The sequence below is a fragment of the Tropicibacter sp. S64 genome (assembly GCF_049803835.1).
Taxonomy (GTDB): Bacteria; Pseudomonadota; Alphaproteobacteria; order Rhodobacterales; family Rhodobacteraceae; genus Pacificoceanicola.
Genome location: NZ_JBNAGK010000029.1, coordinates 1 through 16,322 on the forward strand (window position 1 = coordinate 1; position 16,322 = coordinate 16,322).

General features: G+C 65.1%; 17 protein-coding genes. 15 read left to right on the top strand and 2 right to left on the bottom strand.

Annotation, left to right across the window (positions count from 1 at the left end):
• The first annotated feature begins 9 nt into the window (after positions 1-9).
• From bhcB to ACP159_RS25390, 13 genes are all read left to right on the top strand, one after another.
• Entirely contained in the window at positions 10-972 is a 963-nt protein-coding gene (bhcB, locus tag ACP159_RS25330) for a beta-hydroxyaspartate dehydratase BhcB (RefSeq protein WP_425098181.1), read from the top strand.
• A gap of 11 nt (positions 973-983) precedes the next feature.
• Positions 984-2,150 (top strand): 3-hydroxy-D-aspartate aldolase BhcC, encoded by a 1,167-nt coding sequence (bhcC, locus tag ACP159_RS25335; protein WP_425097552.1) that lies wholly within the window; start codon positions 984-986, stop codon positions 2,148-2,150.
• A 125-nt stretch (positions 2,151-2,275) separates the two neighbouring features.
• Complete coding sequence (gene bhcD, locus ACP159_RS25340; protein WP_425102466.1) at positions 2,276-3,241, top strand: iminosuccinate reductase BhcD; 966 nt, start codon at positions 2,276-2,278, stop codon at positions 3,239-3,241.
• Positions 3,242-3,417: 176 nt separating this feature from the next.
• Positions 3,418-4,575 (top strand): muconate/chloromuconate family cycloisomerase, encoded by a 1,158-nt coding sequence (locus ACP159_RS25345; protein ID WP_425102467.1) that lies wholly within the window; start codon positions 3,418-3,420, stop codon positions 4,573-4,575.
• 42 nt (positions 4,576-4,617) lie between these two features.
• A complete protein-coding gene (gene benA / locus ACP159_RS25350) occupies positions 4,618-6,006 on the top strand; it encodes a benzoate 1,2-dioxygenase large subunit (protein ID WP_425102468.1) in 1,389 nt (462 codons plus the stop codon).
• A 12-nt stretch (positions 6,007-6,018) separates the two neighbouring features.
• Positions 6,019-6,543 (top strand): benzoate 1,2-dioxygenase small subunit, encoded by a 525-nt coding sequence (benB, locus tag ACP159_RS25355; RefSeq protein WP_425102469.1) that lies wholly within the window; start codon positions 6,019-6,021, stop codon positions 6,541-6,543.
• A 71-nt stretch (positions 6,544-6,614) separates the two neighbouring features.
• Positions 6,615-7,628, top strand: coding sequence for a benzoate 1,2-dioxygenase electron transfer component BenC (gene benC / locus ACP159_RS25360; RefSeq protein ID WP_425102470.1), 1,014 nt, complete (start codon positions 6,615-6,617; stop codon positions 7,626-7,628).
• Positions 7,625-8,401, top strand: a complete 777-nt coding sequence (benD, locus tag ACP159_RS25365; protein ID WP_425102471.1) for a benzoate diol dehydrogenase BenD — start codon at positions 7,625-7,627, stop codon at positions 8,399-8,401. Before benC ends, benD begins: the two co-directional genes overlap by 4 nt.
• Before the next feature lie 39 nt (positions 8,402-8,440).
• On the top strand, positions 8,441-9,616 hold the full coding sequence (locus tag ACP159_RS25370) for an ABC transporter substrate-binding protein (RefSeq protein WP_425102472.1): 1,176 nt from the start codon (positions 8,441-8,443) through the stop codon (positions 9,614-9,616).
• Between the two features lie 53 nt (positions 9,617-9,669).
• A complete protein-coding gene (locus tag ACP159_RS25375) occupies positions 9,670-10,539 on the top strand; it encodes a branched-chain amino acid ABC transporter permease (RefSeq protein ID WP_425102473.1) in 870 nt (289 codons plus the stop codon).
• 5 nt (positions 10,540-10,544) lie between these two features.
• The gene (locus ACP159_RS25380; protein ID WP_425102474.1) at positions 10,545-11,549 is read left to right on the top strand and encodes a branched-chain amino acid ABC transporter permease; all 1,005 of its coding nucleotides are present in this window, start codon (positions 10,545-10,547) and stop codon (positions 11,547-11,549) included.
• On the top strand, positions 11,542-12,285 hold the full coding sequence (locus ACP159_RS25385; protein ID WP_425102475.1) for an ABC transporter ATP-binding protein: 744 nt from the start codon (positions 11,542-11,544) through the stop codon (positions 12,283-12,285). The genes ACP159_RS25380 and ACP159_RS25385 overlap by 8 nt, the downstream gene beginning before the upstream one ends.
• Complete coding sequence (locus tag ACP159_RS25390; protein WP_425102476.1) at positions 12,278-12,976, top strand: ABC transporter ATP-binding protein; 699 nt, start codon at positions 12,278-12,280, stop codon at positions 12,974-12,976. Before ACP159_RS25385 ends, ACP159_RS25390 begins: the two co-directional genes overlap by 8 nt.
• Positions 12,977-12,991: 15 nt before the next feature.
• Here the strand turns inward: ACP159_RS25390 and ACP159_RS25395 are convergent, their stop codons facing one another.
• Together ACP159_RS25395 and ACP159_RS25400 are read right to left on the bottom strand one after the other, a co-directional pair.
• Complete coding sequence (locus tag ACP159_RS25395; RefSeq protein WP_425102477.1) at positions 12,992-13,882, bottom strand: LysR family transcriptional regulator; 891 nt, start codon at positions 13,880-13,882, stop codon at positions 12,992-12,994.
• 105 nt (positions 13,883-13,987) lie between these two features.
• Entirely contained in the window at positions 13,988-14,863 is an 876-nt protein-coding gene (locus ACP159_RS25400) for a dioxygenase (protein WP_425101905.1), read from the bottom strand.
• Between the two features lie 218 nt (positions 14,864-15,081).
• Here ACP159_RS25400 and ACP159_RS25405 point away from each other — a divergent pair, with 218 nt between their 5' ends.
• Both ACP159_RS25405 and ACP159_RS25410 read left to right on the top strand, forming a co-directional pair.
• Positions 15,082-15,462 (top strand): hypothetical protein, encoded by a 381-nt coding sequence (locus ACP159_RS25405; RefSeq protein WP_425101906.1) that lies wholly within the window; start codon positions 15,082-15,084, stop codon positions 15,460-15,462.
• Positions 15,459-16,316 carry an alpha/beta fold hydrolase gene (locus tag ACP159_RS25410; RefSeq protein WP_425101907.1) on the top strand — a complete coding sequence of 286 codons (858 nt, stop codon included), beginning with the start codon at positions 15,459-15,461 and terminating at the stop codon, positions 16,314-16,316. Before ACP159_RS25405 ends, ACP159_RS25410 begins: the two co-directional genes overlap by 4 nt.
• Positions 16,317-16,322 lie beyond the last annotated feature (6 nt).

Here is a 16,322-nt window from a genome sequence, read left to right on the forward strand (position 1 = left end):
GGCCGCGGCATGAAGGACCTTCTGGACATCCCGACCTATGACGACATGCTTGCCGCGCATGGACGGATCAAGCCGCATATCCGGCGCACGCCGGTGCGGGTCTCGGATTACCTGAACGATCTGGCCGGCTGTCAGCTTTTCTTCAAATGCGAGAACTTCCAGGAACCCGGCGCCTTCAAGGTGCGCGGGGCCTGCAACGCGGTCTTCGGGCTGGACGACGCGCGGGCGGCCAAGGGCGTGGCGACGCATTCCAGCGGCAACCATGCGTCCTGCCTCAGCTACGCGGCCATGCTGCGGGGCATTCCCTGCAACGTCGTCATGCCGCGCACCGCGCCGCAGGCCAAGAAGGACACGGTGCGGCGCTACGGCGGCGTGATCACGGAATGCGAGCCGTCGACGAGCAGCCGGGAGGCGACCTTTGCAGAGGTGCAGGCCCGGACAGGCGGCGACTTCGTCCATCCCTACAACGATCCGCGTGTGATCGCGGGGCAGGGCACCTGTTCCAAGGAGTTCATGGAGCAGACCGACGGGCTGGACATGGTGGTCGCGCCGATCGGCGGCGGCGGCATGATCTCGGGCACCTGCCTGACGCTGGCGACGCTCGCCCCCGAATGCCAAGTCATCGCGGCGGAACCGGAACAGGCGGACGACGCGTTTCGCAGCTTCAAGGCGGGGCACATCATCGCCGATGACGCGCCGAAGACCATCGCGGACGGGCTGTTGGTGCCACTCAAGGACCTGACATGGCACTTCGTCCGGACCCACGTGAGCGAGATCTACACGGCCTCCGATCCGGAAATCGTCGACGCGATGAAGCTGATCTGGAAACATCTGCGCATCGTCATGGAACCGTCGAGCGCGGTGCCCCTGGCCACCATCCTGAAGAACCCCGACGCCTTCCGCGGCAAGCGCGTGGGCATCATCATCACCGGCGGAAACGTCGATCTGGATAAATTGCCCTGGATGGGCTGAGGAGATTTCCGATGAAAGACCTGACCAATTTCGACCTCTACGAGGTGGGTTATGACATTCCGGCCAAGCCCGGCATGGACGCCGCCGACATCCAGACCCCCGCGCTGGTGCTGGACCTCGACGCGCTGGAGCGCAACGTCCGCAAGATGGGCGATTATGCCAAGGCGCACGGAATGCGCCATCGGGCGCACGGCAAGATGCACAAGTCGGTGGACGTGCTGAAGCTTCAGATGGATCTGGGCGGCGCGATCGGCGTCTGCTGCCAGAAAGTGTCCGAAGCCGAGGTCTTTGCCCGCGCGGGTATCAAGGAAATCCTCGTGTCGAACCAGGTGCGCGACCCGGCCAAGATCGCGCGGCTGGCGCAGCTGCCGAAGATCAGCGGCGGCGAGGTGATCGTTTGCGTGGATGACGTCGCCAATATTGCCGACCTGTCGGCGGCGGCGGTCACGGCAGGCACGACCCTTGGCGTCTTCGTGGAAATCGACTGCGGCGCGGGGCGCTGCGGCGTAACCACCACGCCTGCGGTGGTCGAGATCGCAAAGGCGGCCGTCGCGGCGGGCAACCTGATTTATCGCGGGATTCAGGCCTATCAGGGCGCGATGCAGCACATGGACGATTTCGGCGCGCGCAAGGCCAGGATCGACGCGGCCATCGCGCAGGTGCAGGACGCGGTCGACGCGCTGAAGGCCGAAGGGATCGACACCGATCTGGTGTCGGGTGGTGGCACCGGGTCCTATTGCTTCGAGTCGACTTCCGGCCTGTATAACGAACTGCAATGCGGGTCCTACGCCTTCATGGACGCGGATTACGGCCGCATTCTGGACAAGGACGGCCAGCGCATCGACGCGGGCGAATGGGAAAACGCGTTCTTCATCCTGACCAGCGTGATGAGCCACGCCAAGCCCGACAAGGCGATCTGCGACGCCGGTCTCAAGGCGCAATCCGTCGACAGCGGCCTGCCGGTCATCTACGGGCGCGACGACGTGGAATATGTCAAATGCTCGGACGAGCATGGTGTGATTGCCGATCCGAATGCCGTGCTGAAGGTGGGTGAAAAGCTGCGCCTCGTGCCCGGTCATTGCGACCCGACCGCCAATGTCCACGACTGGTACGTCGGTGTTCGAAACGGCAAGGTCGAATGCGTCTGGCCTGTTTCGGCCCGCGGCAAGGCCTATTGAGCGCCGACAGGGGGTGCGAGGGGCCAGCCCCTCGCTCTCCCCGGGGTATTTGCACCAAGAAGAAGCAGGGACTCGGTCCCGGATGACGTCTTGGGTGGGCGTCGCAGTTTGAAGGACACCATATCATGTGGATCGTACCGGAACGGGTCATCGCCGATCTGATGACCCGCGAGGCGGCGTTCGACGCCGTCGAACAGGTTTTTGCCGCGATGGCGGCGGGGGCGGCGCGCAACTTTCCCGTGGTGCGCGAAGCCCTGGGGCACGAGGACGCGCTCTACGGGTTCAAGGGCGGCTTCGATGGCGCAGGCCAGGTGCTGGGGCTGAAGGCCGGGGGCTACTGGCCGCACAACATGGACCGCCGGGGGCTGATCAATCACCAGTCGACGGTGTTCCTGTTCGATCCCGACACGGGCCAGCCTACGGCGATGGTCGGGGGCAACCTGTTGACGGCGCTGCGCACGGCGGCGGCATCCTCGGTGTCGATCCGGCATCTGGCACGACCGGACGCGCGGGTGCTGGGGATGATCGGCGCGGGGCACCAGGCGACGTTCCAGTTACGCGCCGCGCTGGAACAGCGCCCGTTCGAAAAGGTGATCGCCTGGAACCGGAGCGCGACGCGGCTGGACAGTTTGCGGGTGGTTGCCGAAGAAGCCGGCGTCCCGTTCGAATCGGTCCCGCTGGAGGGGATGCGGGAAGCGGATGTGATTGTGACGATCACCTCCTCCTTTGCGCCGACGCTCATGGCGGAGCATGTCTCGCCCGGCTGTCATCTGGCTTGCATGGGCACCGACACCAAGGGCAAACAGGAGGTCGAGACGGCCTTGCTGATGCGGGCCACGGTGTTCACTGATGAAGTGGCGCAAAGCGTCACCATCGGCGAGGCGCAGCACGCGGTGGCGCAGGGGCTGATCGCACAGACCGACATCATCGAGATCGGCGCGGTGATCAACGGCACGCATCCGGGGCGGGTTTCGGACACGCAGATCACACTGTTCGACGGGACGGGCGTTGGGCTTCAGGATCTGGCCGCCGCCTCGGCGGTGGTGGACCGCGCCATTGCGCAGGGCATCGCCATCGAGGTCGAGTTCTGAGCCCAAAAGGCTGAACTGCATCAAGGATCTATCGGGCGTCGCCATGTGCGGCGCCCGTTCGCGTTCCGGGGTTGGGCACAAGGATGACTCCCGAGGGTATCACCCGAGACCCCAGCCATCATCGACAGAATCCGCGTCGAGAGGGCATCTGGATGTCAACGAAACATGCAGATGGAATGACCACCGTGACCAAGATCGACCAGATCGAGACCCTGATCCTCGATATCCCGACCATCCGGGGCCACGTGCTGTCCATGGCAACGATGCGCACGCAGACCGCCGTGCTGGTCACGATCCGCTTTTCCGACGGCTCGACCGGGGTGGGCGAAGGTACCACGATCGGCGGTCTCAGCTACGGTGCGGAAAGCCCGGAGAGCATCCAGTCCGCCATCGACACCTATATCGCGCCCGCTCTGATCGGCCGCGATGCGGATGACGTGAACGGCGCGATCCAGCTGATCGACAAGCTGGTCAAGGCCAACCGCATCGCCAAGACTGCCGTGGAAATCGCGCTGTGGGACGGCCTGGGCAAGCGCCTGGGTGTGCCGGTCTCGCAACTGTTCGGCGGCGCGGTGCATGACCGCCTGCCGGTAGCGTGGACGCTGGCCTCGGGCAATTCCGACACGGATATCGCCGAAGCGCTGGAGATGATTGAAATCCGCCGCCACAACATCTTCAAATTGAAGATCGGCAAGCGGTCCGTGCGCGACGACGTTGCCCATGTGGCGCGGATCAAGGCCGCCGTGGGTGATGCTGCGAGCGTCCGGGTCGATGTGAACACGGCATGGTCCCTGCAGGATGCGCGCTGGGGCCTGAAGGGGCTTCAGGACGCGGGGTGCGAGCTGGTCGAACAGCCGATCCCCGCCCGTGACCGCGCCGGGATGGCCGAACTGGCCCGCGACTACGAGATCGCGGTGATGGCGGACGAGGCGCTGAATGGCCCCGAGGATGCACTGGAAGTCGCCACCGCCCGGGCGGCGGATGTGTTCGCCGTCAAGATCGGCCAGTCGGGTGGTTTGAAGCGCGCCTCCGAGGTCATCGCCATCGGGCAGGCCGCCGGTTTGGGCTTGTATGGGGGAACGATGCTGGAAACCGCGCTGTCCACCGCCGCCGCGCTGCAGCTGTTCGCCACGGTCGACCATCTCGCATGGGGCACCGAACTGTTCGGCCCGCTGCTGCTGACCGACGAGATCCTGACCCAGCCTATCACCTATCGTGATTTTTGCGTCGAGATCCCGAAGGGCGTGGGCATCGGCGCCACGCTCGATCCCGACAAGATCGCTTTCTACCGCCGAGACACCGCGCGGATCACCCGCGCCATCGCAGGCGAATAACCACGACGCGCGCCAAACCGGCGCATCAGGAGGAGGAAACACATGTTTACCCAAGCCAAGTTGACCGATTTCGAGGCCCGTCTCGACGGCGCCATCCAGGATGACCCGGAAAACGGCGTCTTCCGTTGTCGCCGGGACATCTTCACCGACGAGGAACTCTTCGAGCTTGAGATCAAGCACATCTTCGAAGGCAACTGGATCTACATGGCGCATGAGAGCCAGATCCCGAACCCGGGCGATTATTTCACGCTGACCATGGGCCGCACGCCCGTCGTCATCACCCGCGACAAGGACGGCGAGTTGCACGCGCTGGTCAATGCCTGTTCGCACCGCGGCGCGCAGCTGTGCCGCTTCAAACGCCGCAACCAGAAGACGTTCACCTGCCCGTTCCACGGCTGGACCTTCTCGAACACCGGCAAGCTTTTGAAGGTGAAGGACCCGAAGGGCGCGGGCTATCCCGAGCAGTTCAACAAGGACGGCAGCCACGACCTTACCAAGGTCGCCCGGTTCGAGAACTATCGCGGCTTCCTCTTCGGCTCGCTCAACGCCGATGTGAAACCCCTGGAAGAGTATCTCGGCGAGGCCCGCAAGATGATCGACATGATCGTCGATCAGGCCGATGAAGGGCTCGAGGTGCTGCGCGGGTCCTCGACCTACACCTATGACGGCAACTGGAAACTGCAGGCCGAAAACGGTGCCGATGGCTATCACGTCTCTGCCGTGCACTGGAACTATGTCGCCACCACCGCGCACCGAACGGACGATGGCAAGGAAGACGCGATCAAGGCCACCGATGCGTCGAAATGGGCCAAACAGCGGGGCGGCTTCCACGCCTATGAAAACGGTCACATCCTGCTGTGGACCGAATGGGCCGACCCGACCAACCGCCCCGGCTACCCGCGCCTTGAGGAATGGACCCAGAAGCACGGCAAGACCAAGGCGGACTGGATGGTCGGCGTGCTGCGCAACCTGTGCCTCTATCCCAACGTCTTCCTGATGGACCAGTTCTCCAGCCAGATCCGCGTGTTCCGGCCCGTCAGCGTCGACAAGACCGAGGTCACGATCTACTGCATCGCGCCCAAGGGTGAGAGCCAGGAAGCCCGCACCCGCCGCATCCGCCAGTACGAGGACTTCTTCAACGCCTCCGGCATGGGGACGCCGGATGACACCGAGGAATTCCGGGCAACCCAGCGCGGCTATGCCGGTGCTGCCCACGCCAAGTGGAATGACCTGACCCGTGGCGCGACCCAGTGGATCGAAGGCCCGGACGAAGACGCCAAGGCGCTGGGGATCAACCCGGTCCTGTCCGGTGCCCGCACCGAGGACGAAGGCCTGTTCGTCATCCAGCACAGCAACTGGTCGCAGCGCATGGGCGACGCCATCGCCAAGGAACGCGAAACCGCGCCTGCGGCGTCGGTCGCAGCCGAGTGAGGAGGAAAGACAATGACAACCGCAACGCTTGACCGCCCCGAGACCAAGACGATCAGCTACGAAGACATCCAGGCCTTCCTCTTTGCCGAGGCGCGCGCGCTGGATGACCGCGACTGGGACACCTGGCTGACCTTCTACCACAAGGACTGCCCGTTCTGGATGCCGACCTGGGACGATCTCGACACGCTGACGGAAGACCCGCAGAACGAGATGTCGCTGATGTATTACCCCAACAAGCAGGGGATCGAGGATCGCGTCTTCCGCATCAAGACGGACCGCTCCTCGGCCACCTCGCTGCCGGAACCGCGCACCAACCACTACCTGTCGGGCATAGAGATCCTGTCGCGTGAGGGGGCCGAGATCAAACTGCGCTTCAACTGGCATACGCTGAGCTATCGCTACGGCGACACCGACCAGCACTGGGGCACGTCCTTCTACACGCTGGATGTCAGCGGGCCGCGTCCGCTGATCCGCGACAAGAAGGTGGTGCTGAAGAACGACAACATCCACCACGTGATCGACGTCTACCACGTCTGACCCCGTCAAACCGGACCGAACAGAACCCCCGCGCAGCCCGGCAGGCTGCGCGGACAAGGGAGGAGCATGCCATGACCACCTATTCCGTAGCCCTGAATTTCGAAGACGGCGTCACCCGGGTCATCCAATGCGATGACGATGAAAAGGTGACGGACGCGGCGTTCCGGCAAAAGATCAACCTGCCGATGGATTGCCGCGACGGCGTCTGCGGCACCTGCAAGTGCTTTGCCGAAAAGGGCGAGTACGAGCTGGAATTCTACATGGACGAGTCCATGAGCGTCGAAGAGGCGGAACAGGGCTATGTCCTGACCTGCCAGATGATCCCCGAAAGCGACTGCGTGCTACGGGTGCCAGCGTCCTCTGCCGTCTGCAAGACCGCCCCCGAGGCCTTCGATGCCGAGGTTCTGGGTGTCGACAAGCTGTCGGAAACGTCCTTCGGCCTGCGGGTCAAGCTGACCAAGCCGGTGGGCTTCCTGCCCGGCCAATACGTCAATGTCAGCGTGCCGGGGGCCGGGGTGCACCGCTCCTATTCCTTCTCATCTACGCCCGGCGCGGACGAGGCGACCTTCCTGATCCGCAACCTTCCCGGAGGCGTCATGAGCACCTATCTGGCGGACCGCGCGCAGCCCGGCGACGCGTTGACGCTGACCGGCCCGATGGGCACCTTCTACCTGCGCCCGATCGAACGTGCCCAGCTGTGGCTGGCGGGCGGCACCGGCCTTGCGCCCTTCCTGTCGATGCTGGAACAGGTGGCCGAGCAAGGCTCGGACCATCCGATCACGCTCTACTACGCCGTGACCCGCGCCGCCGACCTGGTGGAGCTGGACCGCGTTCAGCGCCTTGCCGAGAGCATCGGCAACGTCACCGTCATCACCGTTCTGGCCGAGGGCGAGCACGCCCGCACCGGCTTTGTCACCGATCACCTGACGGCGGATGACCTGTGCGACGGTGATGCCGATGTCTACCTCTGCGGCCCGCCGCCGATGGTCGACGCCGTGCGCGCACATTTCGGCAAGCTGGGTGTGCAGCCCGCGAGCTTCCACTTCGAGAAGTTTAACCCGACCGAAGAAAAGGCCGCGGCATGACCCGCTTTGCCGACAAGGTCATGGTCGTGACCGGCGCGGCGCAGGGCATCGGCCGCAGCGTCGCGGAACGCGCCGCCAGTGAGGGCGCGACGGTCCTGATCGTGGACCGCTCGCCCGCTCGCAAGGACGTGGTCAAGGCGATCCGCGCCGCCGGCGGCACTGCCGAGGCGATCTCGGTCAACCTCGAGACCTGGGCTGGCTGCGAGAAGGCGATGCAGAAGGCCGTGGACCTCTGGGGCCGGATAGACATCCTGGTGAACAATGTCGGCGGCACGATCTGGGCCAAGCCCTTCGAGCATTACGAGCCGCAGCAGATCGACGCCGAGGTGCGCCGGTCACTGTTCCCGACGCTCTATTGCTGCCGGGCCGCGCTGGATCACATGCTGCCGCGGGAGGCGGGAGTGATTGTCAACGTCTCGTCCATCGCGACGCGGGGCCTGAACCGCGTGCCCTATGCGGCGGCGAAGGGCGGGGTGAACGCCATAACGGCAAGCCTCGCCTGGGAAGTGGCCGAGCGCGGCATCCGCGTCGTCGCCACCGCTCCCGGCGGGACCGAGGCGCCGCCGCGCGTGGTGCCCCGCAACCCCAACGCGGAACAGGAACAACGCGAGGACTGGTACAAGACCATCGTCGACCAGACGATCCAGTCCTCGTTCATGAAACGCTACGGAACACTCGACGAACAGGCAGGCCCGATCCTGTTCCTGGCGTCGGATGAGGCCTCGTACATCACCGGCGTTACCGTGCCGGTTGGTGGGGGTGATCTCGGATAGGTCCGGAGGGAGCCTGTCCACAACTGGAGGAAATCACATATGAAACGCGCAATTCTGGCGGCCCTCGGGTTCGCCACCACTATGGCTGTGCCCGCCACAGCCGAGGATATCAAAGTCGGCCTGCTGCTGCCCTTCTCGGGCGTCTATGCCGCGCTTGGCAATGACATCGAGGCAGGCTTTCAGCTGGGGCTGGAGCAGTTCGGCGCCGACAGCGGCGCCACCTTCGAGGTCATCCGCGAGGATACCGAGGTCAAGCCGCCGGTGGCGCTTGGCAAGGCAAAGAAGCTGATCCTGCAGGACAAGGTCGACGTCATGGCCGGCATCGTCAGTTCGGGCGTTCTGGGCGCGGTGCGCGACATGATCGACGGTGCTGGGGTGCCGCTGATCGTGGCGAACGCCGGTAACGACGAGGCCACGGGCGCGGCCTGTTCGCCCTACATCACGCGCATGTCCTTCTCGAACAGACAGATCAACCGCCCGATGGGTGCCTGGATGGCGGAGCAGGGCGTGAAGAAGGTCTTCACCCTCGCGCCCGATTACGCCGCCGGTCGGCAGATGATCGACGCCTTTGCCGCGGGCTTTACCGCCGCGGGCGGCGAGATCGTGGGGCAGGAGTTTACCCCGTTCCAAAAGACGCAGGATTTCGGCCCCTACCTCGCCAAGGCGCAGGCCAGCGGCGCGGACGCGGTCTATGTCTTCTATGCCGGCGGCGAGGCGATCGCCTTCGTCAAGCAATATGACAGCTTCGGGCTGAAGGCCGATCTGCCGCTCTATGGCGCGGGCTTCCTGACCTCGCCGCTGTATGTGAACGCCGAAGGCCCCGCCGCCGAGGGCGTGATCACCGCGCTGCATTACGTTCCGACCCTCGACAACGCCGCCAACACCGCCTTTGCCGAGGCCTTCACCGCCGCCACGGGCCGTGCGCCGTCCGAATATGCGGTGCAGGGCTTCGACAGCGCCCGCGCTCTGGTCGAGGCGGTCAAGGCCGGTGCGACCGATCGCGACAGCCTTGCCATGGCGCTGCGCCAGGTCCGCTTTGACGGGCCGCGGGGCACGCTGGCCATCGACCCGGCCACCAACAACCTCGTCCAGCCGATCTACGTCTACGAGACCGTCGCGGGCGAGGCTGGCCTGACCCAGAAGGTGCTGGCGCAACTGCCCGCCGAGGCCGATCCCCTGAACGGCTGCGCCATGCCCGCCGTCACCACCAACTGACCCATGCGCCCGGCGGAGATCCCGCCGGGCGTTTTCGATGGGAGGAGACCGTCATGACTTTCGATATCGGCTTCTGGACGCTGCAAACGCTGAACGCGCTGCAACTGTCCATGCTGCTGTTCCTGCTGTCCATCGGGCTGACCGTGATCTTTGGCCTGATGCATTTCGTGAACCTCGCCCATGGCTCGCTCTATGCGATGGGGGCGTATTTCGGCGCGTCGCTGGCGGCCGTGGGCGGCTACTGGCTGGGCTTCTTTCTGGCTCCCGTGGCTGTCGCCGGGGTGGGTGTGCTGCTCTATTCCGGGCTGATCCAGCGGATGCGCAAATCCGGGCCGATGGCGCAGGTGCTGGTGACCTTTGGCCTGATCTTTGCGCTTCTGGACTTGACCCGCATCTTCTGGGGCGATCTGGCGCTGGCGCTGGACGCACCGGCGCTGCTGTCGGGGCGGGTGGCCTTCCTTGGCATCGAATACCCGACCTACCGGCTGTTCGTGATCGCGCTGGGGCTTGCGATCTTTGCCGCGCTGGCATTCGTCCTGTCGCGCACGCAAGTGGGTGTGATGATCCGCGCGGGCGTCGACAATGACGCGATGGCGTCCTGTCTTGGGATCAATGTCGAACGGCTGTTCTTCACCGTCTTCTGCGTCGGCTGCGCGCTGGCCGGTCTGGCGGGCGTCGTCGCCGCGCCGCTCTTGAGCGTCACGCCCGAGATGGGCCTGCAGATCCTGATCCCGACGCTGATCGTCATCGTCATCGGCGGGCTTGGGTCGCTGCAAGGCGCCATCGCCGGATCGCTGATCTACGGCTTCGTGCAGACCTTCGGGGCCGTTCTGGCACCCGGGCTGGCCTCTGTCCTCATCTATGCCCTGCTGGCGGCGGTCCTTGTGATCCGGCCCACGGGCCTGTTCCCTGCGAAAGGATAAGCGTCATGTTCCATCATACGCCGCTTCGCTACATCACCCTTTGCCTGCTGGCCGCGGGCGCGCTGTTTCAGGCGCTGACCGGGGATTACTTCGGTCTCGAAATCCTGACAGAGATCCTGATCCTCGCCATGCTGGTGCTGGCGCTGGACATGGTCGCGGGCTTTGGCGGCATGGTCTCGCTGTGCCACGGCGCGCTGATGGGCGTCGGGGCTTATGGCTTTGCGACGCTCTCGGCCAAGGCCGGGTTGTCGCCATCGGTTGCCATGGCGGGGGCCGTGGCGCTGACCGGGGCCATCGGCTGGGCCGTGGGCGCGATCTGTGCGCGAAGCCATGGCATCTATTTCATCATGGCGACGCTGGCCTTTGGCCAGATGGCCTATTCCTGGGTGTTTGAAGCACCCATGCTGGGCGGTGACGACGGCCTTGGGGGCATCGAGCGCCTGGACCTGAGCGCCATCGGCCTCGACCTGACCGACAGCCGGAGTTTCGCGCTGTTCTGCCTCGCCGTGCTGGGCGCGGTCTATGGCGCGGCGGTGCTGATCCTGCGGTCGGGCCTTGGGCGCAGCCTGTCCGGCGTCATGCATAACGAACAGCGGATGCGCGCGCTGGGTCTGACCGTCTGGCGCGTCAAGGCCGATGTCTTCGGCTTGTCGGGCATGATCGCCGGGCTGGCAGGGGCGCTGGCCGCGCAGCACATCCTTTATATCTCGCCCGGTCTGCTGTCCTGGACCGTCTCGGGCGAGGCGCTGGTGGTGGTGATCCTCGGCGGGCTTGGCACGCTGGTTGGTCCGATGCTGGGCGCGGCGGCCTTTGTCGTGCTGAAACATGAGCTTAGCGCCGTGACGCCCTATTGGCACCTCGCCGTCGGCGTCCTGCTGATCGCCGTCGTCATGAGCCGCGCCAACGGCATCTTTGGCTGGGTCGAGGCGCGCTGGGGCGCTGTGCTGGACCGTCGTCTGAACGATGCCACCCGTCGCAAGGACCCCGAGGAGGTCGCATCCGATGCTTGAGACCCGCAATCTGGACAAAAGCTTTGGCGCCGTCCATGTCACCCGCAACGTTTCGTTGAAACTGGAACGGGGCGAACGCCGCGTGATCCTTGGCCCCAACGGCGCAGGCAAGACCACGCTGTTCAACCTGCTGGTGGGCGAACTGACGCCCAATGGCGGTTCGGTCCATCTTGCGGGCGAGGACGTGACCGCGCTGCCCGTCGCGAAACGCGCACGCCGTGGCCTGTCGCGCAGCTATCAGAAGAACACCCTGTTCGACGGGCTGACCGTCGAGCAGAACCTTGGTCTCGCCGCAGCCGTTCATACCGGGCACGGCATGCGGCTGTGGTCCGACAGCCTGACCCGCCCCGAGGTGCGCGAGATCGTGACCGAGGTCGCCGAGCAGGTCCGCCTGATGCCCTATCTGCATGCCAAGGTGTCGGAAATCAGCTATGGCGTGCGGCGGCAACTGGAGGTCGGCGTGGCGCTGGCCACCCGTCCGCTGGTGCTGCTGATGGACGAGCCGACCAGCGGCGTCGGCCCGGAGATGGCCAAGGGGTTCCACGACCTGCTGAACAACCTGCCGCGAGACCTGACGCTGCTGATCATCGAACATGACATGGATCTGGCGTTCGACGTGGCCGACACGATCACCGTGCTGAACTATGGCGAGGTCGTCTTTGACGGGCTGCCCGAGGCGGCGCGCGGGTCGAAATTGCTCAAGGAAATCTATCTGGGGAGTTGGGAAGATGCTTGACCTGAACGCGGTCCAATCGGGCTATGGCGAAACGCAGGTTCTGTACGGGCTCAGCCTGACGGCGCAGGCGGGGCGGGTGATGGCGATCCTCGGGCGCAATGGCGCGGGGAAGTCCACCACGCTCAAGACCATCATGGGGCTGTTGCCGCTGCGCGCGGGACAGATCACGTTTGACGGCAAGCCGATCCCGACGCGCGCCTTCGACGTCGCCAAGAGCGGCATCGCCTATGTGCCGGAAACGCGCGACATCTTTCCCTCGCTGACAGTGCGCGAGAACCTTGAAATCGCGGCCAAACGCTTTGGCGGTGCCAACCCCGACTGGACGATGGACCGCGTGCTGGACCTGTTCCCGCGTCTGGGCGAACGGCTGGACAATGGCGGCACGCAACTGTCGGGCGGTGAACAGCAGATGCTGGCCATCGCGCGGGCGCTCTTGATGAACCCGCGCCTGCTGATCCTTGATGAGCCGACCGAAGGCCTTGCCCCGATCATCGTCAAGCTGATCCACGACACGCTGCAAAGGCTCAAGGCCGAGGGCCTGTCGATGGTGCTGGTCGAGCAGAATTTCGGCTTTGCCACGTCCTTGGCCGATGACGTGGTGGTGGTCGGCAAGGGGCAGGTGGTCTGGACCGGCAGCGCCGCGGACATCCGCGCCGACGAGGGCGCCCAGCACACCTGGCTGGGCGTGTAAGGCAGGTCCGGAGGGTCAGATGACCTTCCGGGCGACTTTCTGGGCGATGGCGACGAAATTCTTGACGTGCACCCCCTGTTCGTCGACGCGGTAATTGACGGAGAGTTCGGTACGGGCGATCTCCGGTTCGATCTTGAGGAATTTCATGCCCTTGCGCGGCGCGCTGGCGACGGATTCAGGCACCACGCAGACGCCTTCGCCCACCGCCACGAGGCTGAGCGCGGTTTGCAGATCCATGCACCAGATGCGCAGCGGCGCCGAATAGCCCGCATCCTCGATGGCCTTCAGCACCATGTCCGCATAACTGGGCCGGGGGCGTTCGGGGTACAGGATCAGATGGTGATCCTGTAGCCGTTCCAGCCGCGCCACCGTGCGCGACTGGGTGTCGACGACGTCCGGCAGGGCAAGGATCAGCTTTTCGTCGACCAGATGTTTCGACAGGAATTCCGGGTCCTTGAGTGTTGGCCGGGCAAAGACCACGTCCAGTTCGCGCGACACCAGCGCCCGGTGCAGATCGGCATTGTTCATCGGGTTCAGGCTGAGGTTGACATCCGGGAAATTGGCCCGATAGGACCGCACGATCATCGGCAAAATGCCGAAGGTCGCCGATCCGACGAAACCGATCCGCAGACGCCCTTCGGCGCCCTGACCAAGGCGGCGGACCTCAAGCTGCGTGTCTTCAAGCTGCGCGAGGATCGACTTGCCCCGCGTCAACAGCCGTTCCCCCGCCTGCGTCAGGCTGATGGAACTGCGACCGCGGTTGAACAGGATCGCACCCAGGTCGTCCTCGAACTGCTTGATGGCCCGGCTCAGCGGCGGCTGCGCCATGTCCAGCCGTTCGGCCGCCCTGCCGAAATGCAGTTCTTCGGCGACCGCGATGAAATAGGTCAATTGTTTGAAGTTCATGTCTCGCGCTCCTCCACGCCAGACCAGTGTTAGGCCAAAGTTGTTTATGCTCAAACGGAAAAGGCCCCCGTTGTGCGGGGGCCAGTTCACAGGGAGGTCGCGGGCTTACTCGGCGGCGATGGCCTTTTCGGCGGCGGCGGTCTGCAGGATGAAGTCGAACTCGAAGTGCAGGTCGGTGCCCAGTTCCGGCGCGGCGGGCTTGAACGTGCCGATCAGGCTTTCCTTGACGGCGAAGACGCTGTCGTTGTCGAGCCAGGCGCTGTCGGCGTCGTAGATCTGGCTGATCAGCGGGCGGTAGCCGTCCTTGGAGATGATGAAGTGCATGTGGCCGGGGCGGTTCGGGTGGTGACCCATGAACTGCAGCAGCTCGCCGGCGGTCTCGTCCTCGGGGATCGGGTAGGGCACCGGGCGCACGGCGACAAAGGCGTAATGTCCGGTCTCGTCGGTCTCGAAGCGGCCGCGCAGGTTGTATTCCGGCTGGTCGGGGTCGAGGTTCTCGTAGATGCCGTTCGGCGCGTCTTCCCAGACATCCAGCGTCACACCGGCGATGCCGTTGCCGTTCTCGTCGCGGATATAGCCCTCGAACCAGGCGGTTTCCTCGTTGTCGAAATGCTTCTGGATCGTGGATGCCCCCTTGGGCAGCACCGGCGGGTTTTCCCGGTAGAACGGGCCGAGCACAGTGGACTCCGAGGCGTTGCCCGAAACCGGGTTGGTCATCATGTCGACCAGCACCTCGACGCCGATGATGTCGGCCAGCAGGATGAATTCCTGGCGGTTGTCGTTGCACAGCTTGCCGGCGCGTTCGAGGTAGGCGCAGGCCTCCAGGAACTCGGAATGCTGCAGCTTCACGTCCTTGATGAAGGCGTGCATGTGCTTGATGACGCCGGTCATGATCTCGCGCTGGCGCTCGGTGATCGGGCCGGACTTGCCGAGGCTGTCGATGACGACGTCGGTGATGTTGTCCTGATTGACGATACCCATGGGTTTCCTCCTCCTTGGCGGTCTCTGGGGTGACGGGCTGCCCCGTTGGCATCTGGTGTGACGGATCGCGGGCCGTCACCCAATGCCTGCGCCGGTATCGGCTGATACCGTGACCGGCGGGCACGATCCGGCGCAGTATCGCCCCATACCCGTCACGGCATGGCGCACGCCCGTCCGTCCGTGGCAGCAGGGGGGTGCGTTATCCGAGGGAGGCCCAAGTGATCGAGACATTGACGCAGATCCAGTCGCAACTGGACCGCACCCCGCACCTGCTGCGGCTGGGGCGGTTGTTTTCCGAGACGGTGCTGATCGAGGTGGACGGGGACGAGTACTACCTGACCTTCGACAAGGGCCGGATCACGTCCGTCGCACAGGGTCCCAGCCGCAAGACGCCGTGGCGCTTTGCCCTGCGCACCGATGCTGAAGCCCTGGCCGAGTTCTGGCAGCCGCGCCCCGCGCCCGGCTTTCACGACGTGTTCGGGCTGGTCAAGATCGGCCGGGGCCGGATCGACGGCGACATCCTGAGCCTCGTCAAGAACCTGCGCTTCTTCAAGGAGGTCCTGGGCCTCGCGCGCGCAAGACAGGAGCAAGCCGCATGAGCATCGAGCCGATTTGCGGGCGGTATCTGACCGTCCCCGTCGAAGGCGCCCCCCGCCGCATCTATTTCGAAGAGGCGGGGCAGGGGCGTCCCGTCCTTTGCCTGCACACCGCCGGGGCCGACACGCGCCAGTGGCGTCACCTGATGACCGATGCCGCCGTCACCGCGTCGAACCGCCTGATCGCCTTCGACATGCCCTGGCATGGCAAATCCCTGCCGCCCGAAGGCTTCGAGACGCAGGAATACCTGCTGACCACCGAAGCCTATATCGAAACCGTTCTGGCGGTGGCGGGCGGGCTGGGGCTGGACAGGCCGGTTCTGGCGGGCTGTTCCATGGGCGGACGCATCGCGCTGCAACTGGCGGCGCTGCACCCGGACAAGTTCAGCGGGTTCATCGCCATCGAGGCCTCCGATTTCCAGCCCGCCTGGTATGACATCGACTGGTTCCACCGCCCCGACGCCCATGGCGGCGAGATGGGCGCGGCGCTGGTCTCGGCGAATATCTCGCCCTTCGCGCCGGAGGCCGAGCGCTGGAACACGCTGTGGATGTTCATGCAAAGCGGGCCGGGCGTGTTCCGGGGCGATCTGTCGTTCTACACGAAGGACGACAGCCTGATCGCGCGGCTTGGCCAGATCGACACGGGCCGCACGCCGGTGCATGTCCTCGTCGGCGCCTACGACCTGACCTGCACCCCCGAAGACGCCGCCCGCACCGCCCGCGCCATCCCCGGCGCCACGCTGGCGGTGATGGACGAACTCGGCCACTTCCCGATGAGCGAACACCCCGAGGGCTTCCGCCCCTTCTTCCTCGACGCGCTGGCAAAAATGCCCGCCACAAAAGCGAAAGCCGCATGAGACATG

What these genes read in the sequence shown, in the direction of transcription:
- ACP159_RS25375 (WP_425102473.1), top strand. Translation starts at nt 9,670, where the DNA reads ATGACTTTCGATATCGGCTTCTGGACGCTGCAAACGCTGAACGCGCTG.
- ACP159_RS25410 (WP_425101907.1), top strand. Translation starts at nt 15,459, where the DNA reads ATGAGCATCGAGCCGATTTGCGGGCGGTATCTGACCGTCCCCGTCGAA.
- ACP159_RS25345 (WP_425102467.1), top strand. Translation starts at nt 3,418, where the DNA reads ATGACCACCGTGACCAAGATCGACCAGATCGAGACCCTGATCCTCGAT.
- bhcB (WP_425098181.1), top strand. Translation starts at nt 10, where the DNA reads ATGAAGGACCTTCTGGACATCCCGACCTATGACGACATGCTTGCCGCG.
- benB (WP_425102469.1), top strand. Translation starts at nt 6,019, where the DNA reads ATGACAACCGCAACGCTTGACCGCCCCGAGACCAAGACGATCAGCTAC.
- benD (WP_425102471.1), top strand. Translation starts at nt 7,625, where the DNA reads ATGACCCGCTTTGCCGACAAGGTCATGGTCGTGACCGGCGCGGCGCAG.
- ACP159_RS25395 (WP_425102477.1), bottom strand. Translation starts at nt 13,882, where the DNA reads ATGAACTTCAAACAATTGACCTATTTCATCGCGGTCGCCGAAGAACTG.
- ACP159_RS25400 (WP_425101905.1), bottom strand. Translation starts at nt 14,863, where the DNA reads ATGGGTATCGTCAATCAGGACAACATCACCGACGTCGTCATCGACAGC.
- ACP159_RS25390 (WP_425102476.1), top strand. Translation starts at nt 12,278, where the DNA reads ATGCTTGACCTGAACGCGGTCCAATCGGGCTATGGCGAAACGCAGGTT.
- ACP159_RS25370 (WP_425102472.1), top strand. Translation starts at nt 8,441, where the DNA reads ATGAAACGCGCAATTCTGGCGGCCCTCGGGTTCGCCACCACTATGGCT.
- benC (WP_425102470.1), top strand. Translation starts at nt 6,615, where the DNA reads ATGACCACCTATTCCGTAGCCCTGAATTTCGAAGACGGCGTCACCCGG.
- benA (WP_425102468.1), top strand. Translation starts at nt 4,618, where the DNA reads ATGTTTACCCAAGCCAAGTTGACCGATTTCGAGGCCCGTCTCGACGGC.
- bhcD (WP_425102466.1), top strand. Translation starts at nt 2,276, where the DNA reads ATGTGGATCGTACCGGAACGGGTCATCGCCGATCTGATGACCCGCGAG.
- ACP159_RS25385 (WP_425102475.1), top strand. Translation starts at nt 11,542, where the DNA reads ATGCTTGAGACCCGCAATCTGGACAAAAGCTTTGGCGCCGTCCATGTC.
- ACP159_RS25380 (WP_425102474.1), top strand. Translation starts at nt 10,545, where the DNA reads ATGTTCCATCATACGCCGCTTCGCTACATCACCCTTTGCCTGCTGGCC.
- bhcC (WP_425097552.1), top strand. Translation starts at nt 984, where the DNA reads ATGAAAGACCTGACCAATTTCGACCTCTACGAGGTGGGTTATGACATT.